The 23,637-nt window shown below is 55.3% G+C and carries 17 protein-coding genes; 5 read left to right on the top strand and 12 right to left on the bottom strand.

From position 1 onward, the window contains the following. Positions 1 to 2 precede the first annotated feature (2 nt). Positions 3 to 383: a hypothetical protein gene (locus ACREYQ_RS31830; protein WP_432263268.1), complete on the bottom strand. Its 381-nt coding sequence runs from the start codon at positions 381 to 383 to the stop codon at positions 3 to 5. 135 nt (positions 384 to 518) lie between these two features. Further along, positions 519 to 1,535 carry a hypothetical protein gene (locus ACREYQ_RS31825; RefSeq protein WP_432263267.1) on the bottom strand — a complete coding sequence of 339 codons (1,017 nt, stop codon included), beginning with the start codon at positions 1,533 to 1,535 and terminating at the stop codon, positions 519 to 521. 681 nt (positions 1,536 to 2,216) lie between these two features. On the opposite strand from ACREYQ_RS31825, the gene ACREYQ_RS31820 reads away from it, so the two are divergent. Then, entirely contained in the window at positions 2,217 to 2,414 is a 198-nt protein-coding gene (locus tag ACREYQ_RS31820) for a hypothetical protein (protein ID WP_432263266.1), read from the top strand. 112 nt (positions 2,415 to 2,526) lie between these two features. Here ACREYQ_RS31820 and ACREYQ_RS31815 read toward each other — a convergent pair whose 3' ends face one another. From ACREYQ_RS31815 to ACREYQ_RS31800, 4 genes are all read right to left on the bottom strand, one after another. Continuing rightward, positions 2,527 to 3,174, bottom strand: a complete 648-nt coding sequence (locus ACREYQ_RS31815; protein ID WP_432263265.1) for a hypothetical protein — start codon at positions 3,172 to 3,174, stop codon at positions 2,527 to 2,529. Positions 3,175 to 3,399: 225 nt separating this feature from the next. After that, positions 3,400 to 3,885 (bottom strand): phage protein NinX family protein, encoded by a 486-nt coding sequence (locus ACREYQ_RS31810; protein WP_432263264.1) that lies wholly within the window; start codon positions 3,883 to 3,885, stop codon positions 3,400 to 3,402. Between the two features lie 170 nt (positions 3,886 to 4,055). Next, positions 4,056 to 4,670 (bottom strand): hypothetical protein, encoded by a 615-nt coding sequence (locus ACREYQ_RS31805; protein ID WP_432263263.1) that lies wholly within the window; start codon positions 4,668 to 4,670, stop codon positions 4,056 to 4,058. A 438-nt stretch (positions 4,671 to 5,108) separates the two neighbouring features. Further along, a complete protein-coding gene (locus ACREYQ_RS31800) occupies positions 5,109 to 6,485 on the bottom strand; it encodes a phosphoadenosine phosphosulfate reductase family protein (RefSeq protein ID WP_432263262.1) in 1,377 nt (458 codons plus the stop codon). 420 nt (positions 6,486 to 6,905) lie between these two features. Between ACREYQ_RS31800 and ACREYQ_RS31795 the strand changes: the two genes are divergently transcribed. The 4 genes from ACREYQ_RS31795 to ACREYQ_RS31780 all read left to right on the top strand — a co-directional run bounded on the left by ACREYQ_RS31795 (position 6,906) and on the right by ACREYQ_RS31780 (position 11,076). Next, a complete protein-coding gene (locus tag ACREYQ_RS31795) occupies positions 6,906 to 7,871 on the top strand; it encodes a 5'-3' exonuclease H3TH domain-containing protein (protein WP_432263261.1) in 966 nt (321 codons plus the stop codon). Between the two features lie 89 nt (positions 7,872 to 7,960). Then, the gene (locus tag ACREYQ_RS31790) at positions 7,961 to 8,782 is read left to right on the top strand and encodes an HDOD domain-containing protein (RefSeq protein ID WP_432263260.1); all 822 of its coding nucleotides are present in this window, start codon (positions 7,961 to 7,963) and stop codon (positions 8,780 to 8,782) included. A 12-nt stretch (positions 8,783 to 8,794) separates the two neighbouring features. Next, a complete protein-coding gene (locus ACREYQ_RS31785; protein ID WP_432263259.1) occupies positions 8,795 to 9,460 on the top strand; it encodes an XRE family transcriptional regulator in 666 nt (221 codons plus the stop codon). Positions 9,461 to 9,912: 452 nt separating this feature from the next. Further along, positions 9,913 to 11,076, top strand: a complete 1,164-nt coding sequence (locus tag ACREYQ_RS31780; RefSeq protein ID WP_432263258.1) for a hypothetical protein — start codon at positions 9,913 to 9,915, stop codon at positions 11,074 to 11,076. On the opposite strand, the gene ACREYQ_RS31775 is transcribed toward ACREYQ_RS31780, so the two are convergent. From ACREYQ_RS31775 to ACREYQ_RS31750, 6 genes are all read right to left on the bottom strand, one after another. Continuing rightward, positions 11,077 to 12,594 carry a RepB family plasmid replication initiator protein gene (locus tag ACREYQ_RS31775; RefSeq protein WP_432263257.1) on the bottom strand — a complete coding sequence of 506 codons (1,518 nt, stop codon included), beginning with the start codon at positions 12,592 to 12,594 and terminating at the stop codon, positions 11,077 to 11,079. 1,666 nt (positions 12,595 to 14,260) lie between these two features. Next, entirely contained in the window at positions 14,261 to 16,864 is a 2,604-nt protein-coding gene (locus ACREYQ_RS31770) for a bifunctional diguanylate cyclase/phosphodiesterase (RefSeq protein WP_432263256.1), read from the bottom strand. A 149-nt stretch (positions 16,865 to 17,013) separates the two neighbouring features. Next, positions 17,014 to 19,557 carry an EAL domain-containing protein gene (locus ACREYQ_RS31765; protein WP_432263255.1) on the bottom strand — a complete coding sequence of 848 codons (2,544 nt, stop codon included), beginning with the start codon at positions 19,555 to 19,557 and terminating at the stop codon, positions 17,014 to 17,016. Between the two features lie 214 nt (positions 19,558 to 19,771). Further along, complete coding sequence (locus tag ACREYQ_RS31760) at positions 19,772 to 20,251, bottom strand: hypothetical protein (RefSeq protein WP_432263254.1); 480 nt, start codon at positions 20,249 to 20,251, stop codon at positions 19,772 to 19,774. A 1,049-nt stretch (positions 20,252 to 21,300) separates the two neighbouring features. Continuing rightward, complete coding sequence (locus tag ACREYQ_RS31755) at positions 21,301 to 22,440, bottom strand: ParB/RepB/Spo0J family partition protein (RefSeq protein ID WP_432263253.1); 1,140 nt, start codon at positions 22,438 to 22,440, stop codon at positions 21,301 to 21,303. Continuing rightward, positions 22,437 to 23,561, bottom strand: a complete 1,125-nt coding sequence (locus ACREYQ_RS31750) for a ParA family protein (protein ID WP_432263252.1) — start codon at positions 23,559 to 23,561, stop codon at positions 22,437 to 22,439. The genes ACREYQ_RS31755 and ACREYQ_RS31750 overlap by 4 nt, the downstream gene beginning before the upstream one ends. Positions 23,562 to 23,637: the final 76 nt, after the last annotated feature.

The raw sequence follows: 23,637 nt of genomic DNA, 5'->3' as shown, positions 1-23,637 counted from the left end.
GGTCAAATCTCCAGAACCAGCACGTCGTTGTTCACGGAATCGATCGACACCGCCTTTTCAATCGCCGTCTGCACCAGAGGTGCCCACTCTCCTACAAACGGGTCGTCCGAGAGGTACTGGACGGCCCCCATGACCTTCCCTGCTTTTCGTTGTGTCTCCAGTTCCTCCACTGGGTTATCTGACGCAGCCAGCGCAGCCATCATTTCGATGGGAGTTCCCATTTCCGTCACCGCTACTGCGTAGAGTTGGCCATCGATCTTGCGGATCAGTAGCTTCTGGTCCTTCCTCCTATAGGCGACAAACTCAATTCCCGTCGGCCTGCGAAAGCGCACAACCAGGACCTGCCCGTCCGACCCTACCAATAGGTCTTTGCTGCTCATCATAGAAATCTCCAGAAGTTGGACATGCACCAGGGGGATGCAGCACACCGATCAGGAAGAGGGTTCCTGCCATCTTCATGAGAAAACCCGACCAGCAATGCTGATCGGGCTAGAGGGTTGACGTAATGGACTCTTCTATCAGAACTGCAAGCCGAGCTGGTCCTGAGATACAGCGCCGGCGACAGGAGCAACGTACTGCGCTTCGGCAAGTCGTTCCGACTTCTGAATGCATATATGCACTGTGGCCACGCTTGTCCCGGATTCCTTGAACGCCCCTGCCTCGATCTCAACAACCTCGGCTTGATGACGCTCCAGGAACTCCCGAAACTCACGCTGCTTTCGCTGTGAACCTGTCTGCCACGCTTTCGATGCAATGGTCGACAGATACCCCCCAGGTTTCAAGAACGTCCACATGTGCCGGATGTGATCGATGTCCTGATTCTTGGAAAATGGTGGGTTGGCGAGAATCACGTCGAAGGTCCCGATTTGATCTCGCGTCACGGTCATGAAGTCCCGCGCAACTACGGTGTATCCTTTCCCTTCTAGGCGCAGTACGTTTGGTGGGTAGTTCTCCACCACAACCACCTCAGCGCCGGCCGCCTCTGCAACATCGGCAAGCGCACCATCTCCGGCTGAGGGTTCGAGGACACGCCTGCCCGTGAGGGGGCCTGCGGATCGGCACACGCGGTAAGCAATGTCATCGGGAGTAAAGAACGACTGAGACTCCTTCTTTCCGTTTACAACCTCGCCAGCGATCAGGCCACTTAAGACTCCCGTCACATCGATCCCCTCAGGAAACTTGAAGTAACCCTTGATATCGTAGCGACCACCTGCATTCTCGAGCATGCCTTTGATTGCCCCGTATTGGCTAAGATGAACCTTCGGCAACCGGATCTTGTCGCCGTCGGCAACCAGCAGCGCAATCTCGGCATCCAGATCACTCGCCAGTTCGATGAGCGGCTTCTCTCCCACATGAATCTGGTAGCGTCCTTCGCCTGGGATGATCGAAAGCATCTCGCCAGGTTTGAGCATCGGACGCCCAATTTGAATGGCACCTTCAGCCAATGGAATTTCTGCGTCCGGGTAACCATACTCGCGGTAGTACCTGTCGGCTGCAGCCCTCGATTCGAAGTAACTCGTTCCTATAACCATCATTCATCCCTCCTTGGTTTGGTTAAACTTTGCTCAAAGGGATGCAGAACACGGATAATTAAGGCGAGGACGCTATGCCAGGCGTGATGTGGTTGTGGTGGTGGGTGGTGGTGTGGTGGGCGGTGTGGGCGTGTCGAGATGGTGGGGCGCAGCACCATCGACGACCAGTCGTGTCAGCCAACTATTCGCCAATGGCTTCGCGATGGCGGAGGCAGAAAAACACTGCGATTTAATGCGATATGAGACGATTGATTTCGATTTCACTTGAGTGGGCGTGGGGGTGACCATGCAACCCGTCAACGCGCTTGAGTTCGCTCTAAGCGGTCAGCACGATCACCTGGCCACCCTCAGATCTGGAGTTCACTTCCGCGGCATCTATGTGCTCCGTGAGAAGCCGACTCCTACAGTCGCCAGGGGTGAAGAGAGTTACTCGTTCTGGATCGAGGACTTGACTGGGCGGATGCGATGCACCATTCCTACATACAAAGTCATGTGGCAAGACTCGCCTGACTTCCGCTCCCAGCGCTTATTGATCGAGGCATATGCCGAAGGAGAAGGATCTCACCTCGTCGGCCGCATCAAAACAATAGAACCAGTGGAAATGATTTGGTAGCTGGGACTACAGCCCGATGTGGGACATCCCCGAGTGCAAGGCCTATCCGTAACCCTACTCGAGGAAAAAGTATGAGTTCCAATCCGGTTGAATACAAACTGACGGCACGCAGCAGAACGACTCCGTACGGGACCGAAACCTGGCCCATCACAGTCCACGAAGGTCAGTCTGTCCAGGAAGTGGCCGAGCATGTCGCTAGCGGCTATAACGCCGAGGTCGTAACCGTCGTCCGCGGCGAGCAAGTCGTGATCGACCGACGCACCGGCTAATCTCTGCTGCCCAATAATCAAGCCCCGTGCCAATCTCATGGCCGGGGCTTTTTTTCGTTGAGTGAAGCAGAAAAAGAAAAGGGAGACCATGACTGGTCTCCCGGGCACACCATTAGTAGGCGCCAAGTGCATCGAGCGCAGCCAAATTCAGTGAGCTGCGGGCCACAGTAGCAAGCGTCTTCACTTGCAGGGCCGCGGTTGTCATGCCGCCCTGGAGTGCCGCTTCGGCCAACGCCAGCAGCGCAACCGCTGGCTCAAACTGATGCACCAAACCCTGGCTGTCTTCAAACTCCAGGGTCATGTCTTCGTCCGACGTAGCTCCGGCACCATGGGTCAGGCCGTCAAAAGCCTGAGGTGCTTCGGCAAGGACTAATCCGAAATACTCCGTGTATGCGAGGAGGTGGTCATAGCCGCTAACAGCATGCACACTGTCCAGTGCCCCGAAGGACAAGGTCGGCAGCAATGCTGTCACCTTCTCCATGACCTGCTCAATGGCATCGACCTCGGTCAGCAGATCGTGCTCAGCATTGAGCAGCCTGTCATCGACGACCTTCCCGGTCTGTGCATCAATGATGCACGAAACCTCAAGGTCGCCACCGTCGTCAGAATAGCGCCGGTCAGCCAGGACACGAATCATCGCCTCGAAGGAGGAGCCCGCTTGCACGGTATCGGAATATGCCTCGCCGCTCGGGTAGTTCCCGACGATGGTGAGCATACGAACGCCTGACGGAGCGAGTTGGTTTTGAGTAGCAGTAGTCATGTAATTCTCCAAGATGTATCAGTTAGGGCTTCGGCGCCTGACCGCCTTACATGGTGGAGATGGCTAACAGAGAAATATAAGAACTCAAATGTTAACGACCAATCACATTTCTTCGAAACGAAACCTACGAACTTGCGAGACTCCGGAAACCGGCCGGGCCAATGAAAAACGCCCGCTGGGCACCTCCGGAGAGGCGCGCAGCGGGCGTGAGTTGCACGTTGATGGTTACAGGCAGGGAGACGGGCAGCGGCGTGCCTGTTCCATGGCGGCGTCGTTCACCAGATCGACAGGTACATCGACATCTTCGCCAAGCTTGCTCGCGACGTAGCTGCGCATGGCGGCGATGAGTGCGGTTTCGCCATACTGACGGCCGTCACGCTTGCCGTCCGGCCATGCTTCATACCCAGGAAAGCCGTTTAGCAGAACCGGGCAAAGGTGCGGACGCTCGCGATCGAGGATCGGACCGCCTTGCGCCCAACTGTTTGAAGGCGTGTAGCCTCTGCCGATCTTGACCTGCATGCCTTTTCGCGCGTTGTCCCATATCCAGTAGCCAGCTTCCGAGCCGCTCTTGAAACCCATTGGATCGCGAGTAATCGGCAAACCTTCGCACTTAGCTACCGCCCAATCGAGGCCCAGCCCGGCCAAATCCCGAGCCTTGACGGATACGGTGTTTGTATGTGCATCCGGCATTTTCTGGATCTTCGTGGTCACTCATGGCAAATCTCCATGTTTGGTTGAATAGCAGCCGGATATGCGGAACGGCGAGATGTAACAACAGGTGGCGCGAGTGCAGCAAATGTCGCCCCTCTTGATTGACTCATCTTGAACTGTGAGTCACTGCCAAAAAAAGGAAGCCCCCGATGGCGGCGGGGGCGTGGTGGTTACAGGCCTTGCAACAGGTCCGCGATCAGAACATCAATCGTTGCACCGTATCGCTTCATGACCGCAGCGCGGTTCTCGGGGTTGTCGGCCATCTTGACATGCGTGTAGCTGTCGGAATCAGCCTCCGGACCCTTCTCGATCCAGCAAATCTTGGTCTTGACCGCGCGCTTCAGACTCGCAACAGCCTTCTTTGCGTCGGCGAAGTCCGCAATCACGCCGGCGATCGTTTCCTCATCGCGCTTCAAGGGGGCGATCTTGATTGCTTCGATTTCGGCATCGAAATCAGTCCCCTCCCCGATGTCGTGCTCCCTCCTGAAGTTCACGGAGTCAATTTCCTGGCGCCGGATGGAATCGGCCACCTCGGACACCCCGTAGAGTTTGTCGATGAATGGCTTGAGGGCGCCTTGCTTCTGGTCCTCGGCACTGAGGAGGATGTGAACCTCATCCGGTCCGCCGTAGCCACCGTTGCTCGCTTGAAGGATCTCGGTTTGGCCATGCTTCAGCGTGGCGTTCCAGCAGAGTCCATCATGTGACTCAACGGATCGGTCTTTGACCAGGCTAAAGCCGGCAGCGACAATACCCTTGTACAGCGCGATCGACGATTTGATACCCATGACTGTTTTCTCCCGTAAGTTGTGGAGGTTGAACATGCGGGTGAGAGATGTCGCTCACGTGGATATAAGAAGCCCGTCACCTCGCTAAGAGGATGACGGGCTGTTGAGACTGGTTACGGGTCGGAGATGGTGCTAGTGAACTTGATCATGGAGATGCTCCTTGTGTCGTTGGAAGAAAGGCGCTTGCGTTCGCCTTGGTCCTCGGTATGACTTACAGGAACATGGAAAAGAGAAGACCCCGGGAGCTGAAAAAAACCACCACAGGGTCGGAGGGGTTACATCAAGGCTGGTACATGGGACATGTATCCGCTGACAATAAAGTCGTCGAAACCAAGCCGGATCAAGCGTGACGGGCTCTTCTGCCAGATGGATCTCAGGCTTTATTGTCGCGTTTTCTACGACTTTATTGTTCGCTCACGCCGCGGAGTCGAAGGCATTTCAAAGCTGGCATAGCGGACAGGCCATGAACCTTTCATCAAGCTCAGATTCGTCGTCAGGCGTCGGTTCTTGAGCAGCAAACCACATTGAGTCGACGACCTGTCCAGTTTCTCCGACCACAGCCTTCAACGCTGCAACCGAACTCTCGTGCTGCTCGAAGGCCCATGACGTTTCCTTTGCACCTTCATACTTGGCAACTTGCTGACGCATTCCTTCTGCGTGCAGGATGCGCTTGGACCAGCCAATGACGTGCTCCATTTGCCGGAAGGACTCTCCCGCATGCCAGGTGTAGGTTCCCGGTGCGGTCGGCCCGTCCGGATCGAACACATCGCTTGGCGCCTGCACGTAGTAGATAGCGAATCGCACCTTCTGCCTTACCTCATCTGCGCTGTCCAGGTGGAATGCTTCAAAGGTGGTCAAGAGGTGCTTGTAGCGGTCCTGGAGTTGGCGCTTGATTCCAGTCAATGAAGACGAGTAGGAAACGATGCGTTGGTGCCAGATGAACTCATCGCCAACTAAACCGCTGTCGAAGAAGAACTCAGCGCCGACAAATACGCCCTTGTCAGCAAAGAGCGACAAGCTATCCTTCCTGCCCGCGCGTCCAACCATTCTGTCCTTCGCGGGAAGCGGCAGCGTCATCCAGTTCGGAGCTACCCCGCTCTCTTGCGAGAACGAGATGACCTCTGGGTGGCGTTGAGCGTCCTCCGGCGACAACTTCTCGCAGGACATGGCCCGCTTGAATTCGATTGGCTTGGCTTGCAGCAGACCTGCGCGCTCGGAACGCCTTTGGAAGGGGCAGCAACTACATCCACTACGTACACGGCGGGAGTAATACCTTGGAATTCCCACCGACGCTTGCAGGATTCGAAACACGTCTTCACGCCGGACACCAAGGTCAATGTACGGCATTTCCGTCGTCACTTCGTCGAGCGTGAAAGCTATGCGACTGCTTTCGTCCGCTCGTATCCCAACAAACATGTACTTCTGGATGCCAGCGTACTTCGTTAACCATTCGCGAAACGGTTCGAGTTTCAAAGCCCTCGTGCACCAGCGGTCCCTAGCCGACGGCAAGAAGCCGCCCCACGCCTCAATGAGCTCATACAAGCCCTTACCCCCGAAGATCCGGGTAATCGGCTTGCCGAGAAACTTCTCCAACTCATTCAGCGTGGCATAGATCTCCGGTTCCTCGGCCCCCGTGTCCGTGAAAATGTACTCAAAGGCGATACCCGGGTAGAGCAACTTCATGACAATTGCCAGGGCCGTGCTGTCGGCACCTCCCGACAAGGGCAAGAGATACACGTCCCGCTCTGGGTTGCCGGGAAGCTGGTAGCAACCGCGGAATTGCGAAACGATGTGCCTGATTTCCGACATATCCATCTGACTTTCTCCTGAAATGGAGGTCTTGCGAAGACCTGATGAAAGGTGATGCTTGTCAGGAGATATGAAGGTCGGCGCCGTAACGCTTACACATACTTTGCCTGTATAATACAAGCACATAGCCTAGAATGACCACTGGCAGAAAGGCGAATCGCTTTCGATCTTTCTCAAGCAAATTAGCGCCGCCGCAATCCAGCACAATGTTGGCGAAGCATGTGTCATCGCGAAGATCTCCACTCTGTCTGCGGCGCGAAAAACTGGATCTCGAGTTCCCTGATGGTCGCCTGGCTGTATCAATCGACCTGGATAACAACAGTACAGAAGGAACCGCTTAACGATGGCTACTTACACGGTATGCACTAAACGCAACGAAGCAGTTCGGGAATCGCTCAACAAGAAACTCGGCATGGAGGGGCAATAATGACCACTTTCATGCTGGTAGACGGCAACTCCGTGGGCTACGCGAACCAGTACAGCCACACCCTGACCGCTCAAGGAATGGAGGTACAGGCCATCAGCGGAACCCTACGCTCGCTCTCCAAGCGCATCCGCGAGTTTCCGGACTACTTCCCTGCCCTCTTATGGGATGGTCGGGCGCAGTGGAGGTTTGATCTGTACCAGGACTACAAGAGCAACAGACTGAAGAGCGAAACATCTCGTGCTGCGCGCGCGGCTTACGAAAAGCAACAGCCGTTTCTGCGAGTGATGGCGGCCAAACTCGGCCTGACGCAGATCATCGCAGAGAGCGCGGAGGCCGATGATGTGGGGTTTCAATCGATGCAGAACCTTGTATCAATGGGCCACAAAGTCATCTTCGTGACCTCCGACACCGACTGGCTGCAAGGAATGCGAGAAGGTATGTCCTGGCTTGACCCCAAGACAGGGAAGTTGATTGCGAGCGCTGCGGACATGGAGCAGCACGTCGGCACTGGCGATCCTCGTGCCTATATCGAGGCGAAGGCTCTAGAGGGGGACGTTTCGGATTCCATCCCCGGCATCTCTCGGGTCGGGATCAAGACGGCCTTGAAAGTCTTTGCCCAGTATGGTGGCTCAATGGCGAGCTTCTACGATCAAGTCGACGCAGGAAATGTTGATTTGAAGAAAAAGGTGCTAAATTCCCTCGCCTCGGCAGAGGGACGCTCAACTTTTGCCAGAAACATGCGACTGATGGACCTGGCAGCGGCGCCGGCGCTCTCGGTTGATGACCTCGTTGTGACGAAAGAGCCTGTCGACCCGGTGGTCTTCACTGACTGGGCAGAGCATTTTTCCTTCCAATCGATCCTCAGGAACGTCAGTGACTTCATCGCCCCGTTCGAATCGGCCGCAATCCGCCCGGGTTACACTGAGCTTATGTTGGCCATTTCAAATCTTGGTGACCAGAGATAACACGTAGCGATAAAATCGCTGCGGCGCACAATTTCGGCGCACGGCCGTGCCAGCATAGAAGCTGGCCGGTGCTTCACCTGGAGCAGCATATGACCGCCTTGAACAAGGTCTTCGATCGTACCGTAGCATTACCCACCATCTCACAGGTGGTGTACGAGCTCGTGGAGATGACGAAGAATGACAAGATCGAACTGTCCGAGATTGTGGAGAGGGTTCGACAAGACCAAACCATTGCGGCTAAGGTGATTCGAGTGGCGAACTCGAGCTTCTATGGCGAGAGTGGGCGTGTTTCGAGCGTGGACCGAGCAGTCAACATTGTTGGTCTTCAAACGCTGCGCACTACGGTGATCACTTCCGGCGTGATGAGTGCATTTCCACGTGTGCTCGGCATCAATATGGCTCAATATTGGCGGCACGGCCTGACCAGTGCCTTCATGGCGCTGGAGATGGCCAGGTTTCTGGACGATGACTGCGAGGAAGCATTCACCGCAGGCTTGATGCAGGGACTTGGCGTACTGCTGATCCACCTTCGGTTGCCAGATGAGGCAAAGTTGATTTCAGCAGAAGTCAACCCGCTCGACCTCTCGAAACGTATTGATTTGGAGCAAAAACTCCTCGGATTCAGCCACAACGAGGTGGCGGCGGAACTGCTGCTCCGCTGGAGGTTCCCAGAAAGAATCCGTAACGCAATTTCGAACTACCCTGACGCAACAAAAGGCGACTTGCTTTGTAAAATAGTATGCTGTTCGTCTGAATACGCTTGGTGCAAAATATCAGGGTTAGGCGAGCGCCTCATCATGACGACACTTGATGCGCAGATAACAGGCGAACTTGGGCTAACCCAAGCATGGTTCGAGAAACGATCCGCCACCGTCGCCAATGCTGTTGATTCGATCGTAATCTCGAGGTGAAAGGCATTGCCAGTGCAAACAGGACTTCGCCTGTATCAGGCAATCATCGATCAGTCGCAATCGCTGGGCATTGACTTCGATGCCGCTGCAAGTGCGTGCGAGGTAAGCGCGGATCTCCTCATGAGCTGCTTTGGAGAACCGACCCACGCCAAACCACACAACTTGTATGACATCCTAACAAGAAAGCGGATTGACGCTATCAGCGCGTTTCTGGACTGCTCTGGATTCCGCGTGTTCTTGTTGGCGGACGTTTTCAAATGGGACGACTATCGCCTCATCTCCAGTTCCGGAATGTTTGTGGAATCCACCCCGGCGAAGGATGAACAGGCGAACGAAGCGGCCCACTATTTGCGCTCCGTCGTAGGGGCAAATGTCTTCGGTTCACCAGAGTTCATCATTGAGCAGTTGGTGATGGCGACTTGGTCGAAGACGCTAGCCGAAGCGTGCACTAAGGTGCATGTCAGCTACCGCAAACTCCTCGCTTGGAAGAACCGGGTCAGTACACCAGATCTCAGAGATCTGAGTGATGTAAAGCTGATTGCCGCGGCCATGGAGATGGGGACCCCAATAGTGATGGGCGGCTTAGGCCTACTCAAACACGACGACTTTCTACTGCACGGTGACCCGATTGAAATTGAGCGCGAGTTGAATGCAGCGCTCGATGTCGAAATCTGGTAGCGACGTGCTCCGTGTGCTCCCTTACCGAGCAGATTTGGGAGCAGAGGCCATTCATTTGTCCATCACCCAAATTCAGGGACGCTTACGGTTCGAGCGGTAACCTTGAGCGGTCGAGCGTTCTGCTTCTACTAGAAGCTCACTCTGGCCTGGCAAGCATCGAAATGTGCCACGCTTAGGGAGCAGTTAAGGGCCGTCGAAGCTCCTGCCTGAGGTCTTCGATATAGAAATCGACAGCCGCTTCACCAGCGTCTATCGATGCAACCGGCTTCCAGCGCTTGACAGTCTCCAAAGCCGCTAATTTCATCCCCTGCACTTTGATCGGCTGTCCGCCACACCACGCGCGTAACACGTATTGATAAGATACTGTCAGTTTGCTATCATTACTGCGAACGCTGACATTGCTTTGAAGCTACCGGCGCCGCTGGCATGCGAGGCGCAACTCGGCAAATTAAATGACGGAGATCGCGATGCCTTTGAACACTGAGGCGTTTCTCGCTGACTTGGCCAGACTCAAGATCCCGGCGCCCGATCACAACACGCTCATGGGTGTTTACGATCTTGAAGGCGACTTCATCACCCAGGCCATCCCAGCGACCGACCAGGGTAATGAGCGCGCACTCAACTATCTGAGGGGGATCTTCTTCACGGTGACGCCCGTGCTGAAAGATCGTCTGCAAAGGCGGAATATGATGATTCCGTCACTGAAGATCCTGGTGGAGATCGGGAAACGCGAAGGATCGCAGTTTGCGCGCCGGCTCAAGCTATGGGATGACTGTGGTCAGGACGGAGACGACTCTCGCTACATTCGACTGACTCTCGCCGAGTTCCTCCAGCAGGAAGCAGCAGGAAACGCAGCGGGCGAACAGGGCAATCAAGGGAACGGCCGGAAGCAAAACGAGGAGCGTCCTGGTCAGCCTGATCAGGCCCGCCAGGCTCCTCGCCGAGATCAGCGAGTTGATGATCGTGCTCGGCAGCAAAACAGGCAGCCACCTCCGCAGCAGCGCCCCCAGCAGTCAAATGCTGGCTTCGAGGCTCAGAGGGCGTATCAAGAGGAGAGCGACTCTTCGTATGGCGAGGAACAACCCCAGCAAGGCAAGGACTACTTGAGCCACCACATCTATGGCGGCAAGGCAGCGGCTTGCTTCTCTGCTGACCTGACTCGCTCCGGCCTGGAGACGGTGCGAATTGAGGCCGCTGATTCGAAAGGACAGCGACAGTACGACTGGAAGGACAAGGTTGCCATCCAACTCTCGAGCCGCGAACTCCCGCTCGTCCTGGCTACGCTAATGCAGTGGCTGCCAAAGTTTGAAGGCAAAGGACACGGAGCAAACAACGAGAAGTGGTTTACCCTCGAAAACCAACCTGGGAAGCTGTATTTGTCCGTCAACTGCAAAGGAAAGAACGTCCGCGGGGTGCCGATTATGGCCGGCGATTCGTACTCCCTTTGCACTTTGCTTATGCGTCAGATGCTGAAGAATGACCCATTCCTGAGCTCCGAGGCACTCCTCACCATTGTTCAGAAGCAAGCAGAAATGCTCCTGAACGTCCAATCAAATGGTAGCGGCCAGCCGCGAAACTACCACCAGCACGAGCGCGAACCAGCATTCTCCGGTTGATCACCGGTCAATGGGAGGCGTAGGGGCTGGTGCCATCAGGCTACCGGTCTCCAGCGCGAATTGCAAAAGCTCCTCGGCAGTTGGCTCCGGACAGTTTTTCTCGAGGATCAGATCAATGATGCTGCTCTCAACGACCTTCGTGATCCCATTCTTCGTGTACTGCTGCCATGCAACGGTTTGCTTGCGGAGATGGTCTTCGATGCCGGCAATGATCTCCTTCTTTTTCTCCTCACTTTGGGCGTGAAACCGTTCCCGGATCTCTTCTCGCTTCGCTCTTCTCCAGGCATTCTTCATTGAGGACAAGGCCTGCTTTGCATCTGGCTTAGGTGCGGAAGTGTTGCTTAGCTGGGCAGGCGGTTCGACTGACGTTCTCGGGGGCCTCCGCGGAGCATCAGCATAGTTCTTGTCCACGGCCGACATGAAAAAGGCTTTGGGACTCGCGACTGGGTCGCCGGTCTTTTTCTTGATTCGCTTGTCCGTATAGTCCGCTTGAGCGAGGAGGTACTCCTCGTCGAGCTGCATTGCTGCGGCAGTGATTTCCTCGTCCTTTAGTCCGAAGCCGCGCAGTCTTGTCATGAGTTCGTCGCTCACGATCGTTGGCGATCCACCTAGTGGCAACTGGGCTTGCTGCTGGTCCTCAAGAACAAACCAGAGCTTGTCCATCTTCCGGCCACGCTTGGAGAGATGCAGGACAATCTTGAATCGGGTCTCGTGAGCATTGACCTGGTCAATCGCTCTTGTGAGCATCTTGTTGAAATCACGAAACTGTGTGTGAGGGGTGTTAGACCCAGACAGGATTACGCTCCAAGCAGTCCAATGCTCGCGGAAGGTTTCTTTCTGGGAGAAGCCGTAGTAGCGACTGACAGTCTCGAACAGTGTGAGGGCGGAGTAGCTAGTGAAAAGATTCTGCATCCGCATGTCGATCCGGTTGTACATCTCGGGATCGAGGAGGCGCTTTGCAAGATCAGGGGGAAACGAGAACCTGATGTTCTGTCCGTCGTCGGAGATGTATACCTCCGCCACCATATTGGCAACACCCCACCCACCGTTCTTTCCGGTCTTTCGTCCTGGAGATTCTCCTTTGAAATCGAACTCGACCTGGATCGATGCAAGTTGTCGCGCCATGTTCTTCAGATACTCGCGACTATTCGATGTCGTGTGGCCAACCAAGTCCTCGAACTCAGAGATCGGTACTTCGAAAGTGATTTCATCACTTGTCCGGTTCTTCTGAGCAATCTGGAGCATTGCGTTGTACGCTTTGCGCTGGAGGAAGGTTATCTCGCCCGAAGACGACATGTTTCGGATTGTGATAGCCTCAACTGCCTTGCGCAATTCGAGGGGCGTCGTTGGGGGTTGTTCCTTGACCACCACGACCTTGCCCGATTTGCCTTTGGGCTTAACAGCCCCAGCAACTCCTGAGCGTGGGGCTCGCTTCTTCCGAACTGGAGCTTCCGCACCGGCGTGAGCCAAGTCGAACGACGTTGTGCTTGAAGCCGGAGCCTTGGGGTCCTTCGCCATCGTAATGTGCCGTTGTATTCCGATATGGCACATTAAGGGTATACATCCCATCAGGTCAACGTAAACTGCGTGCCACTTCTAGTGGCCAAATGTTCCATCTTTAGGGACTGGTCAATTTCGTGTCGGCGAGGGGATAGCGCGGTTTTCGGGGTTCAACGTTTACAAGACCACGCTTGTTGCTTTTTTGTTAACCTTAAAACAAACCTTGGTCACCCCATTTTCTCCAATAAAATCATATAGTTAAGTCACTCTCTTGTGCCGCCGCTCGTGTATTCACGTGCCTCAGTTGGGGCTACCAGTGCCTAAGCTAGAACGGAGATGTGCCAGGCTTAGGGGACGGTTCCATCTTTAGTGTTCCGCTGTGCCATCGCCAGAGTGCCGTCGGGAATGTGCCATCATTAGGGCGGAACTTGCTCTAGCCATGGCACATTCCGCTCAAACCCTTGCCGTGTAAGGCGTCGGAGGCCCGCGAGGCTTGTGGATAAAGTGGCTTCCGTCGTCAGGAGTCGCACTGACCATGGCACATTTCAGCCTCAAAGCGGCACCAACATCTTCAGGCTCCACGTGTACTGGGAAATCCTAAGTACCCTGGCCGTGGCACATTTCGGGGAAATCCCACTCATAGACCGGTTTCAGGGCCGCCAAACGTCGGCAGACCCTCTAACGGTGGCACATTTGAGGGATCGGGCACCCCTAACATCACTAACGATGGCACATTTGCCCCAGCTATACAGTTGGGGTACGGGTGCCTATCACTTCGTGGGGTGCCAACTGGGGATATCGCACGTGGCCAGAGGAAATTTGAGGGCGGATAACATGGATATGCAATACAGGCGGATTTATTTTGTTTTCACCGTGAAAACAAAATAGGTGGCGAGTTATCCTTTCGCCTAAAAAGGCACTTTTCACGGTGAAAACCCATTGTTGAGGGGTGTCTAGAGCAGAAATCACACTAGCGATGGCACATTTGCGCATCTGGCCCGTCGCACCACCTCTAAAGTTGGCACATTTCCCTGGTGCCGAGCGAGGCGCAGCCAACCATCACCGTCCAATCGAGAAGGCTTTGATCACTAGCGATGGCACATTTCGCCGCAGGGAGAGGTAGCCGTCACAAACCTCGGCAAGCGTCAACTGGTGAGTGCAGAGAACTGCTCTCTAGCCATGGCACATTTCACCAGGAATCGTCTCTGCCCCCTAACGATGGCACATTTGCCAAGAGGGCACGTACGGAAACGCCGATTGGAGCTAAACGATCAAAATGCACTAGGGGTGGCACATTAAGCGCTTCGGGATCAGGGGCTCCAGCACTTCGCTGTACCGTGGAAAGTCGAGCCGTCCTACTGATGGGACAAAACAGCGGGATCACGCCTGCACGTGTTTGCGCGTATTCAGGCGAATATTGCGACGACAGACAGACTGCGCCTGGTGAAAGTCGAAGAGGAGTCGTTGATGGGCACCATGTGCTATCGCATTCAGCCTGGACGCGAGGCAGACTCGGAAAGGCAAACTACCCACACCAAGCTACCACTGACGATGGCACATTTCATTGGAGTCCAACGGAAAGAATGACGTCCAGGGCGCCAGACTGTTTCTCTAGATCCGCTTCAACCGCAATAGCACTGAGCATGGCACATTTCCACACGGCGACCGCGGTCGAGGCAGGGCACTACATATTGCCAAGTGCCAGCAAGTCGGCTGAGGACATGGGGCGACCAAAGTAATACCCCTGGAGGTACTCACACCCGAAGAGGATGAGTTTATCGGCCTGCTCCCGTGTCTCCACACCTTCAGCAACCAGCTTCAGATCAAGGCTCTTTGCCAATGCGATTATTGCCCGTGTGAGGTTCTGCGTCTGTTCGTCATGATCGAGATCACGCACAAAGGCCCGATCGATCTTGATCGTGTTGAGAGGGAACTTCGTGAGGTAACTCAACGATGAATACCCGGTTCCGAAGTCATCCAAGGAAAGCCCAACACCAATCTCTCGCAGAGCGCTGATTGTCTCTAGCGAGGTCTCGTCCTCAGAGATCAGGATACGCTCGGTGATCTCGAGTTCCAGCAGGTGAGCTGGGAGACTGGATGCTTCGAGGGCAGCAAAGACCGAATCGACAAAGGTAGGATCGTCGAACTGCTTTGCGCTCACATTCACGCTGACTGTGATTGGCTGCCGCAATTCCCGCGCCCAAGCCGCGGCATTCTTACACGCTTCGTGAAGAACCCAGTCGCCGATCTGCGTAATTAAGCCGTTCTCTTCAGCCGCAGGGATGAACTTGTCAGGTGGAACTTGCCCGAGCTTCCTACTGAACCACCTGGCTAGGGCTTCCGCTTTCACGACCTTACCGCTCTGTGGATCGATGATCGGCTGATATACGACGCTAATTTCGCTCCGAGCCAGCGCCAGCCGAATCTCCTCATCGATCTGGAGCATCTCATGGACGCGAGCATTCATCTCCTGATTGAAGAAGCAGAAGTCGTTACGCCCCCCCGATTTCGCCTCGTACATTGCAGTGTCTGCATGTTGTAGGAGGACGTCGGCCTCAGTGCCATCTTCTGGGGAAACTGCAACACCAACGGAAGCTGTGACAGAAATGGACCTTCCAGCGAGCTCGAAGGGTACTCTAAATGCTTCCACAACACGCTCCGCGAGCACACGACACTCAAGCGGCGACTTGAACTCGGGCAGGAGCAAGACGAACTCATCACCGCCAAACCGTGCGACCGTATCTCCCTCCAGGATGAGCGCAGAGAGCCTCCGAGATGCCGCAATCAATAACTGATCGCCAACCGGGTGGCCGAGTGTGTCGTTGACGCGCTTGAAGTGATCGAGATCTACAAACATGACGGCGGAATTCACGCCGTCGCGCTTTGACCGGTGGAGAGCATTGGACAACCTATCGATGTACACCCTGCGATTCGGAAGCCCGGTAATCTCGTCAAATGTTGCTTGCTTGACAAGCTGGTTCTCATAGATCCGGCGAGCACTGATGTCCCTCATCTGGCCGAGGATGAACTGTTCGCCAGAAATTTCGACAGCGCTCAGCGTGTACTCAATGGGAATTGCGGACCCATTCGGACATTGTGTTTCCAGCTCAATGGTGTAGGGCTTGCCGCGGGCACTAAGTACCTCGTCATTTAGTTGCATCAGCAACTCCGCGGAGGCATGGGGATTCAGATCGGAGATATGGCTGCCGACCAGCTCCCTCTCGCTGGAGACGCCGAAGAACCTTGCGAACTGTTTGTTCGCAACCAGAATGAGTCCATTCTTGTCCCGTACATAGAGCCCATCCGTCAGTTGCTGGATCACGCGGTCGAACCGCTGCTCGCTCTCAGCCACATCCTCTGTTCGGGTGGCAAGCTGTCGGAGTTGACGATGGATGATGACCAGGAGAAGGACTACTACCGTTAGCGACAAGTAGCCGATTAGCGAGATCCGGAGCGCATCAATGTGCCAGCGAGCACTGATGTCACTCTCGTCCATAGCTGTGATCGTGGTGATTGGATAGTCACCGACACGGTCGAAAACCATCAACCGCTTGACGCCGTCGACAGCGCTGATTGCCGAAATCACCCCGGATTTCCGGCTCGAAGCCTCAATGGTAACTTTGTCGTCAGAATAGGTCTTCAAGTAGCGCAATGCGCCAGGGTCCGGGAATCGTGCGAGCAGTGCCCCACTCTCGATCCCGATGACTGCCACTACCACACCCTTCTTCTTAATTGCCTCCTGACCGACGAAGGCCATTGTTGCAATGTTCAATGGCGTGAGGACTGCACCCAAAAACTGGCCTGATTGGCTTGAGATTCGTCTTGCAGCAAATACCCATACTCCACCATCAATGTCTGAGCGCAACGGACCGAGAAGAATGGTCTTGTCGTGGGCCGCCACCTGTAATTCTTTTGTGGCTAGCTGGCCAGCCAGGAAAGATGCTGGAACAGGATCGGCGTATGTGTGCAACACGGGAACCCCAGCCCGACCAACAACGATCAGCGCGGAAACAGGGGTTCCGGTCTGGACAGCGCGAAGCTGAGTCAGCGAATTGTCTGCACGACTCGACCCTGCTTCAAGTACCGGTGCACTGATCTGCGCCGCAGAGGTCAGAACGTCGGACACTGAGTCCATGAAGCTCTTCACTTGTGAGGCTGATGCGGACGAAAGAACCTTGAGATCCCGTTGAACGTCGTCCATGGCCTGTTGGCGAGCATCATGGATCTCGTAGGCAACAGAGCCACAGACCAACGTCGTGATCACAACCCCAACATAGACGAGGGGCATGAAGACACCTCCCGTGCCCTTCTTGTCAGTTCCCCGTCTGCGACCCATAAAAAATCTCACTCCTCCGCTAAGCTTCGAGCACCCATGTGCCTAGGTGAAATTGAAACACTTAGATTCATTATACGTGTTATGTATCTAGATGAGCAATTTCAGATTTCACCATCGCTGCGTGCCGATCCGGAAGCAAGCTCGCCCAGAACAAGTGCTTTCCCATAGAGCGGGCCGGTAGCGCCGGCAATCCCCATATTGGCGAGCATCCTTTCGACATCAGCATCTTCTACACCAGTCGCGAATACGCGCATTCCTAGGGCAGAGGTGGCGGAAGTAAGCGCGGTCAAGAAAGCAAATGCAGCGTCTTCAACATTGCTGGACTTGATCACTGACCGGTCCACAATGACTCCGGCAACTCCTAGCGATACGATCTCCGTTAATGAAGCCAACCCCGCACCAACGTCGGCAAGATAGGTTTCTATGCCCATCTCGCTCAGTGCCGAGACGGTGGCCTTGGCATCTGAACTTCTTTTTGCAGGCAGCAGCTCCGAAACGAAGAATGCAAGACCTCCGTAGGTGCGATCTACTGGAAGGATCTCCTTGATGTGATCGACAAATCCCCATGAGACGAAGTGATCACGTTGGACTGGCACCAAGAGCCGTCCTACTGACGTACCAGGTTGCTTGTCCAAGTCACCGAGTACTGCGTCCAAGACGCACGCATCTGCCAGAGATGAAATCTGAGCCTCTTCCACTATTGACGACAACCGTTCAAGGTGGACGACTCGGTCCGTGAGGTTGACGTGGGGAACTGCCACAGCGCCTATGCGCGTTCCGGTTTTGATGTCGACGAGGGGGTTGTATCGAAGGAAGAGGTGCCCACTGCGAAGTGCTTCGGCAAGCCTGTCTGCCTGATCATGAAATCGAGCGAGTTGCCGAGAGACCGCATCATTTGCGAAGCGGAACAGAGAGTTTGAGTCGAGTGAGGCGGCAGCCGTTTGCGCAGTGGCAAGCAAGGTCGCCTCGTCCTCGCCGTCAAAGGGGATCAGTGCAATGCCAATGCGCGGGCACATACTTATCCTAGCTCCGCCGACGGTGATCGGTGCCTCGTAAGCGGCCCCAATGCGCCGAGCGATTCCGGCAACGTCTACTGGCTCAGCAACATCTCGAGCTAAGATGTAGAAGCGCCCTCCGCCATCAGAAGCTAGTGAATCCGCATCACGCGTGATCGAAAGCAGTCGATCAGCGGCCAATGGCTGAACGCTGTCACCCAACGGAGACCCGCTGGGCAGCGTGAGTTGCAATGCCAAGACGGCATGGCAGGTCTCCTCATGCTCGCTAGTCGATACCAAAAGTTCAGATAGCCGATCACGAAACGCGAGCATATTCGGCAACTTGGTAACTGGGTCTATGGTGGCCGCAGCAACTAGGCGAGCCTCATGGACCTTCTGATGTGTAGCGTCGTGAATCGTGATAACTGCGGCGTCAGACCCCGCAAGTCCCGTGATGAAAGCTCTGACCTCTGATTCGAATCCATTGCCGCGGAGGGTCTCGAATCGTCCTTCCCAGTTGAACGTTCTGTCGGTGATTGCAGGCCCAGCGATTAGCGCTGAGAACATGGGACGCATTGAGATTGGAAGCATCGACTGCACCTGCTGATCGATCAAGTCGAACTTCGAAGATGCTTCCAACTGGACGTAGGCCTGGCTGTTTACAAAAAGGACTCGTCCGTCGAGATCTGTTGCAATTACTCCATCGCGCAATCTGGAGAGGATCTCAATTAACTTTGCCTCCCCCCTCTCGGAGCGATCCGCGACTCGCATCAAAAATCTTATTTGTCGCAAGACAACACCCACCAACAGCCAGATGACGGCTAGGCCTGCGGCGGCAAAGCTGGTCAATATCCACGCGGCTCTAGTCCAGCCGGTATCGATGAACTCATCGCTCACAGAGACGCGCAGCACTAGGGGCGCCCCGTCTATTTGACCGACAAGCTTCTCCGTTGCCTCTCCTGTTGCGGAGGAATCATGTATAGGAACGGCACTGACCCCCTTCCCCCATGAATCGACCACCTCTTGGCGAAGGTGGTCCATGTCGAAGGTTGCCCCAGAAGGGAACGACATGAGGAGTCGTCCGTCATCGGCGAGAAGAGCAACCTTGTAGCCACCGCCTGCTGTGACCGCGTGAACAGTCTGTTCGAATCCAGAAAAATCCAGCCACGTGGTCGCGAGCCAGCGATACCGTCCGTCTTGGCTAAGAATCAGTTCGGAAGCGGCCAGATGGGATGGTGACGATGGTACTCGGCCTTCAAAGATGAGCCCTTTCGATGAAGAAAGGAGGGGCAGGCTCGGCGCAAACGGAGGAGAGCTAGGTCGTTGGGGGGACGAGTCGATCAGCAGCTTGCCTGACAGGTCATAGAGGAAGAGATTGTCGACGCCTGTTTGGCCAGTAATCGTCCGAGTCAGCTTGACCTTGTCCTGAACGGTGTAGTCGCCGGCATCATCAAGAATTGTGCGTGCAACTTCCCTGACCACGATCCTCTGGCTTTTGACAATGTCGCTAACTTGCTTGGAGAGAGCCGATGAGAAGACTAAAAGGTTTCCTCGAGCCTCTTGATAGGCGCGATCACGAATGTCCGCCACCTCGTAGGTGGCCAATCCTGTCAAGACGAGGCTGGATAGGACTCCGACGGCGATTGCCATCTTCCTAGGAGTGATGCCTCGAATCTTCTTTGATGCTTTGCCGTCAGCCACAGTCCCGATTTACAGACCAAAGTCTGCCCAGATGTAAGTTCACGCGCGATTTTGGGATTCCACGACGCGTGATTATACGGATCACGGCATTTTGCAATGAGTCAAAAAGGAGGCAAAAATGTGGCAAAAAAAACACCCCACGAAAAGTGGGGTGTGGGTGGGTTTAGATGAAGTCGAAGCCGGGGACGCCTTCCGCTTGACCGGTCGGTTGTCCTGCTGGCGGCTGGTTACCTTGCGGCGGAGTGGGCACTTGATCGTCGGCAGGAGCTTGATCGGCCTGACTGTTGGTCTTCTCAGTCACGGCGATGCTGATGTAAGGCTTGCCCCCTTCACTCGTCTTTCGCCATCCTGCGATGCGCATTTCACGGCCGATACCGAAGCTGCCGGCGTAGTCCGGAGACGTTGCCGTTTTCTTCTTTTCTTCCTTGAAGAGCGTGGCCGGGATACCGCCGACTGACAGCGAGTAGAAGTCTTTGCCGTTGTTCTTCAGCCAAACTGCGATGTCGAGGCGCAGCTTGTTCTTCTTCTGCTCGTCGAGCGGGATTTCGAGGAAGCCGACCAGGGCCGGATCTTTCTCCGAACGCTTGTCGTGATTGGGGTACAGGGCGCCTTCACCGGTTTTGATGATCAGAGCGATGGACATGGTGTGGATCTCCAGTTGATTGAGGTATGGCCGAGACAAACTTGCGGATTGCCTTGGTAACCGGATATGGCACACAGCACTTTGTATCCGCCAATACAACTGGCTACCAATCAATACGCGACACGTATAGATACGTCGTATGAATTAGATTACAGAAGCCTATTCGCGCGCAAGAGCCGGATTGGCGGGCTGGTGACGATCACGAGGTCACCGCACGGTTTCCGTGCATGTTTTCACGGTGAAAAATGTGCTACCTCATCTTGCAACACGCATTGAGTCGATTTTCACGGTGAAAACGGCGGTCTCGGGCTCACTAAGCAAATCTGCGAATTTTCTGAATGCCTCCTGGATTTGGCTGTCGACTTTTCACCGTGAAAAGCTGTCTAGCTAAGTTTTTGGTGAGATTCATTGTTTTCACGGTGAAATCGTCGGACCTGGTGAGCACGAAGGAAGCTTGGGGTCTTTCAGTGCTTCGATAGTTGGGTTGTGAGCTGGGCGACCATGAGTCGGATGGCTTGAAGTTTTCACCGTGAAAATGGCTCGTGCAGAGAGATACTGATTGAAAGTGTCTAGAGTCTTGGTGCCACATAGTTGGCAGAGACGGAGATGCGGAATTCAGTTTTCACAGTGAAAACTTGATTTCCCGATGGGTTGCCTGGGCTTGCACGTCAGTTGCGCAAGGATCGTCCCAGGACTTTTCACGGTGAAAAGCCCAGGGAGTTGCCCGATTACGTTTTCACCGTGAAAAGCTAAGCGCACTACTCGCTATCCACTGCGGAGTGAGCGGTGGGCAGTGCGCAGTACATACTGCGCAGTGCGCACTAAGCACTCCGCAGTGTGTACTTTGATTTGATCGCAGCGGGGCCGCGACTGCATCGTGGTGTAGGGTGGGCCTGCCTGCCTGGATTGGGAAAAATCGAGCCGCGTCCACCGGCGCATCGCACTGCCCGTAGCGAGCGCGGTCTTTTCACGGTGAAAACGGTCGCGCGGCATTAGGTGGGCGTAAAAAAACCCGCCTCGAGGCGGGTTTTCACGGTGAAAAAAAAGAGTCAGTCAGCTGCGGGGATCAGAGACGCCAAATCTGCCGTCGCCAACACCTTCTCAATGGTACTGAGCAAATTCTCGGGGTTGATGTCCTTGGGGCACTGCAGGATGACCTTCCGCCCATCGACCTTTACTTCTGCGACGGACTTCCCCGCTACATGCAAGCGACGAGGAACGGGCGTCGAACCAGGGTTCTTGATTCGACGCACCTCGGCTTTGAGCCAGTTCAGCGCGTTCTCCTGGGACAACTTGCTATCACGAACCTTCGATACCGCCTCAATAACCTGCTGCTTGTAACCCTCCTCAGCGAACGACACCAGATCGGCGACAACTTTCGTACCGATCAGGAGCGGGCTCTCATTGAGCATGTCCAGCACTTCTGCGGGGAGCTTGAAGTAAGCGAGGCAGCGGCTAACTGTGGCCATGCTGCGGCCGACGCGACGTGCGAGCTCCATCTGGCTCTGGACAACCTTGTCATCGAGCAGCCTCTTGTAGCTTCGACCACGCTCGAAGTCCGCCAGATCCTCTCGGGCGTCGTTGTCGGTCGTCGCCATGATCGCAGCGTCTGCATCGCCAAGTTGGCGAACGAACGCTGCTATCTCCGGCTTGCGGAGGAGTTGGAAGGCACGGAGCCGGCGCTCGCCGGCGATCAGTTCATATCGCCCGTCAGGTTTGCGTCGGACGATGATTGGGTTATTGAGGCCGGCATCTTGGATCGTATCGGCCAGTGATGCGAGTGCCTCTTCGTTGAAGATGATTCGAGGCTGATACGGGCTCGGGTCAATTAGACCGAGCGAAATCAGGATGGCGGCCTCGAGAGCCTTCACAAGGGGCGGGGAGGGGGGTACAACCCCTAATGCACCCCCTGCCGAAGGTGGCGCAAGGGGTGCGGAGACCTCGACGGCCGTGGCAATCCCATCTGGATGGTCGACCGTCTTGACGCCATTGGGGGAGGGTAGGGGCTGTGGCCCGCTCCCGGATTCGCCGTCGACGATGATGCCCTTTTCACGCAGGATCTCCGACATCGGCTTGTCAATATTCGCGGCCGGGACTTCGTGCACGCGAACGCCTTGGATGTGTGCCGGTTGCCCCTCGCCGGACGAGAGTGCTCTCGGGTCTTCGCCAAGCCGTCGTGATTGCTTCATTTCGTGATCTCCGTCGCAGCGCGGATGCGAGTCACGAATTCATCGAAGACTTCGCGCATTGCGCCAAGGGAATTTTCTGTGCCCTGTCGCCACAGGGAGAGGGGGATGCCGTCTTCCAAGCTCTTGGAGTAGTCCTCGGAAAGGTAAAGGCGACTTTCGGTGACCTTGCCAGGAAATAGACTGACCAGGTTGGCCATGTTCCTCTCGATGCGCGGCCGGTTTCGAACGTACATGGTCGGTATCGCAACTATCTCCGGAGCCCGCTTGAAGTCCTTGGCGAACTCACTGAGCCTGTACGCCAGTCGAGACAGGGCTCGGAACGAGAACTTGTCCATCCGAATCGGACAGACGAGGAAATCCGCCGCGACCATCGAGTTGCGAGACAACAGGGAGCCCGCCGGCGCGTTGTCCATGATGATCACGTCATAGTCTGAGAGGTTGCAGTGCTCCATGGCACCCGATCGAGCCTGTTCAAAGAACAACGAATAGCGGAAATCCGAGCCATTGGCGCTGCGCAGGGCCGAATCCATGTCGTCGAGGGAGTCCTCAGCCGGAATCAGATGAGGCCCGAACTCGCCAAACGGTTTCTTGACGACTTCATCGAGCGTCATGGGCTTGTAAAAGTTGCCCACACGCATCAGGTTGCCGACGTGACCATTGATAGCCCGATCCCCGGGAATCCCAATCTCAATCAGTTCTTCCGGTGTGAGGTCCGGGTCGTATCCCATCATCGTGGAAACATCGGCCTGTTGGTCATTGTCGATGACCAATACCTTCAGGCCCATTAGGGAGAACTGGATAGCGAGATTGCATGTCGTCGTCGTCTTCGCGGTGCCTCCCTTCGGCACGAACACGGAAATGGTGATCGGCCGCGGGAATCCCTTGATGTGCTTGCTTTCACGTCGAATGCGGGCGATCTGAAAAATGTCGTGGAGGGAGTAGCTTCTTACCTCTACCGAACCGCGTGCGATGCGAGAAATCTTCAGTCCGTTGTCACGCTCGATGATCTTGAGTGTTTGCGCGCTGATCCTCAGGGCGTCGGCCGCAAACTGAGGCGGAAATGCCAGGCCCGCGAAGTCGGTGTAGGGGTATGGGTCGATCTCAACTTCCGTACTCGTCATTGGCAAACCCTCTAAGCATGAGCCGTAGAAAAAATCAATTCCGGCCAATTCTAGGGGCTAGACGGTAACGAGGCAA

The sequence above is a fragment of the Cupriavidus sp. TMH.W2 genome, from assembly GCF_050847365.1.
Lineage (GTDB): Bacteria > Pseudomonadota > Gammaproteobacteria > Burkholderiales > Burkholderiaceae > Cupriavidus.
Note: the sequence above shows the minus strand (reverse complement) of the source record. Positions and strands in the feature narration are given on the sequence as shown.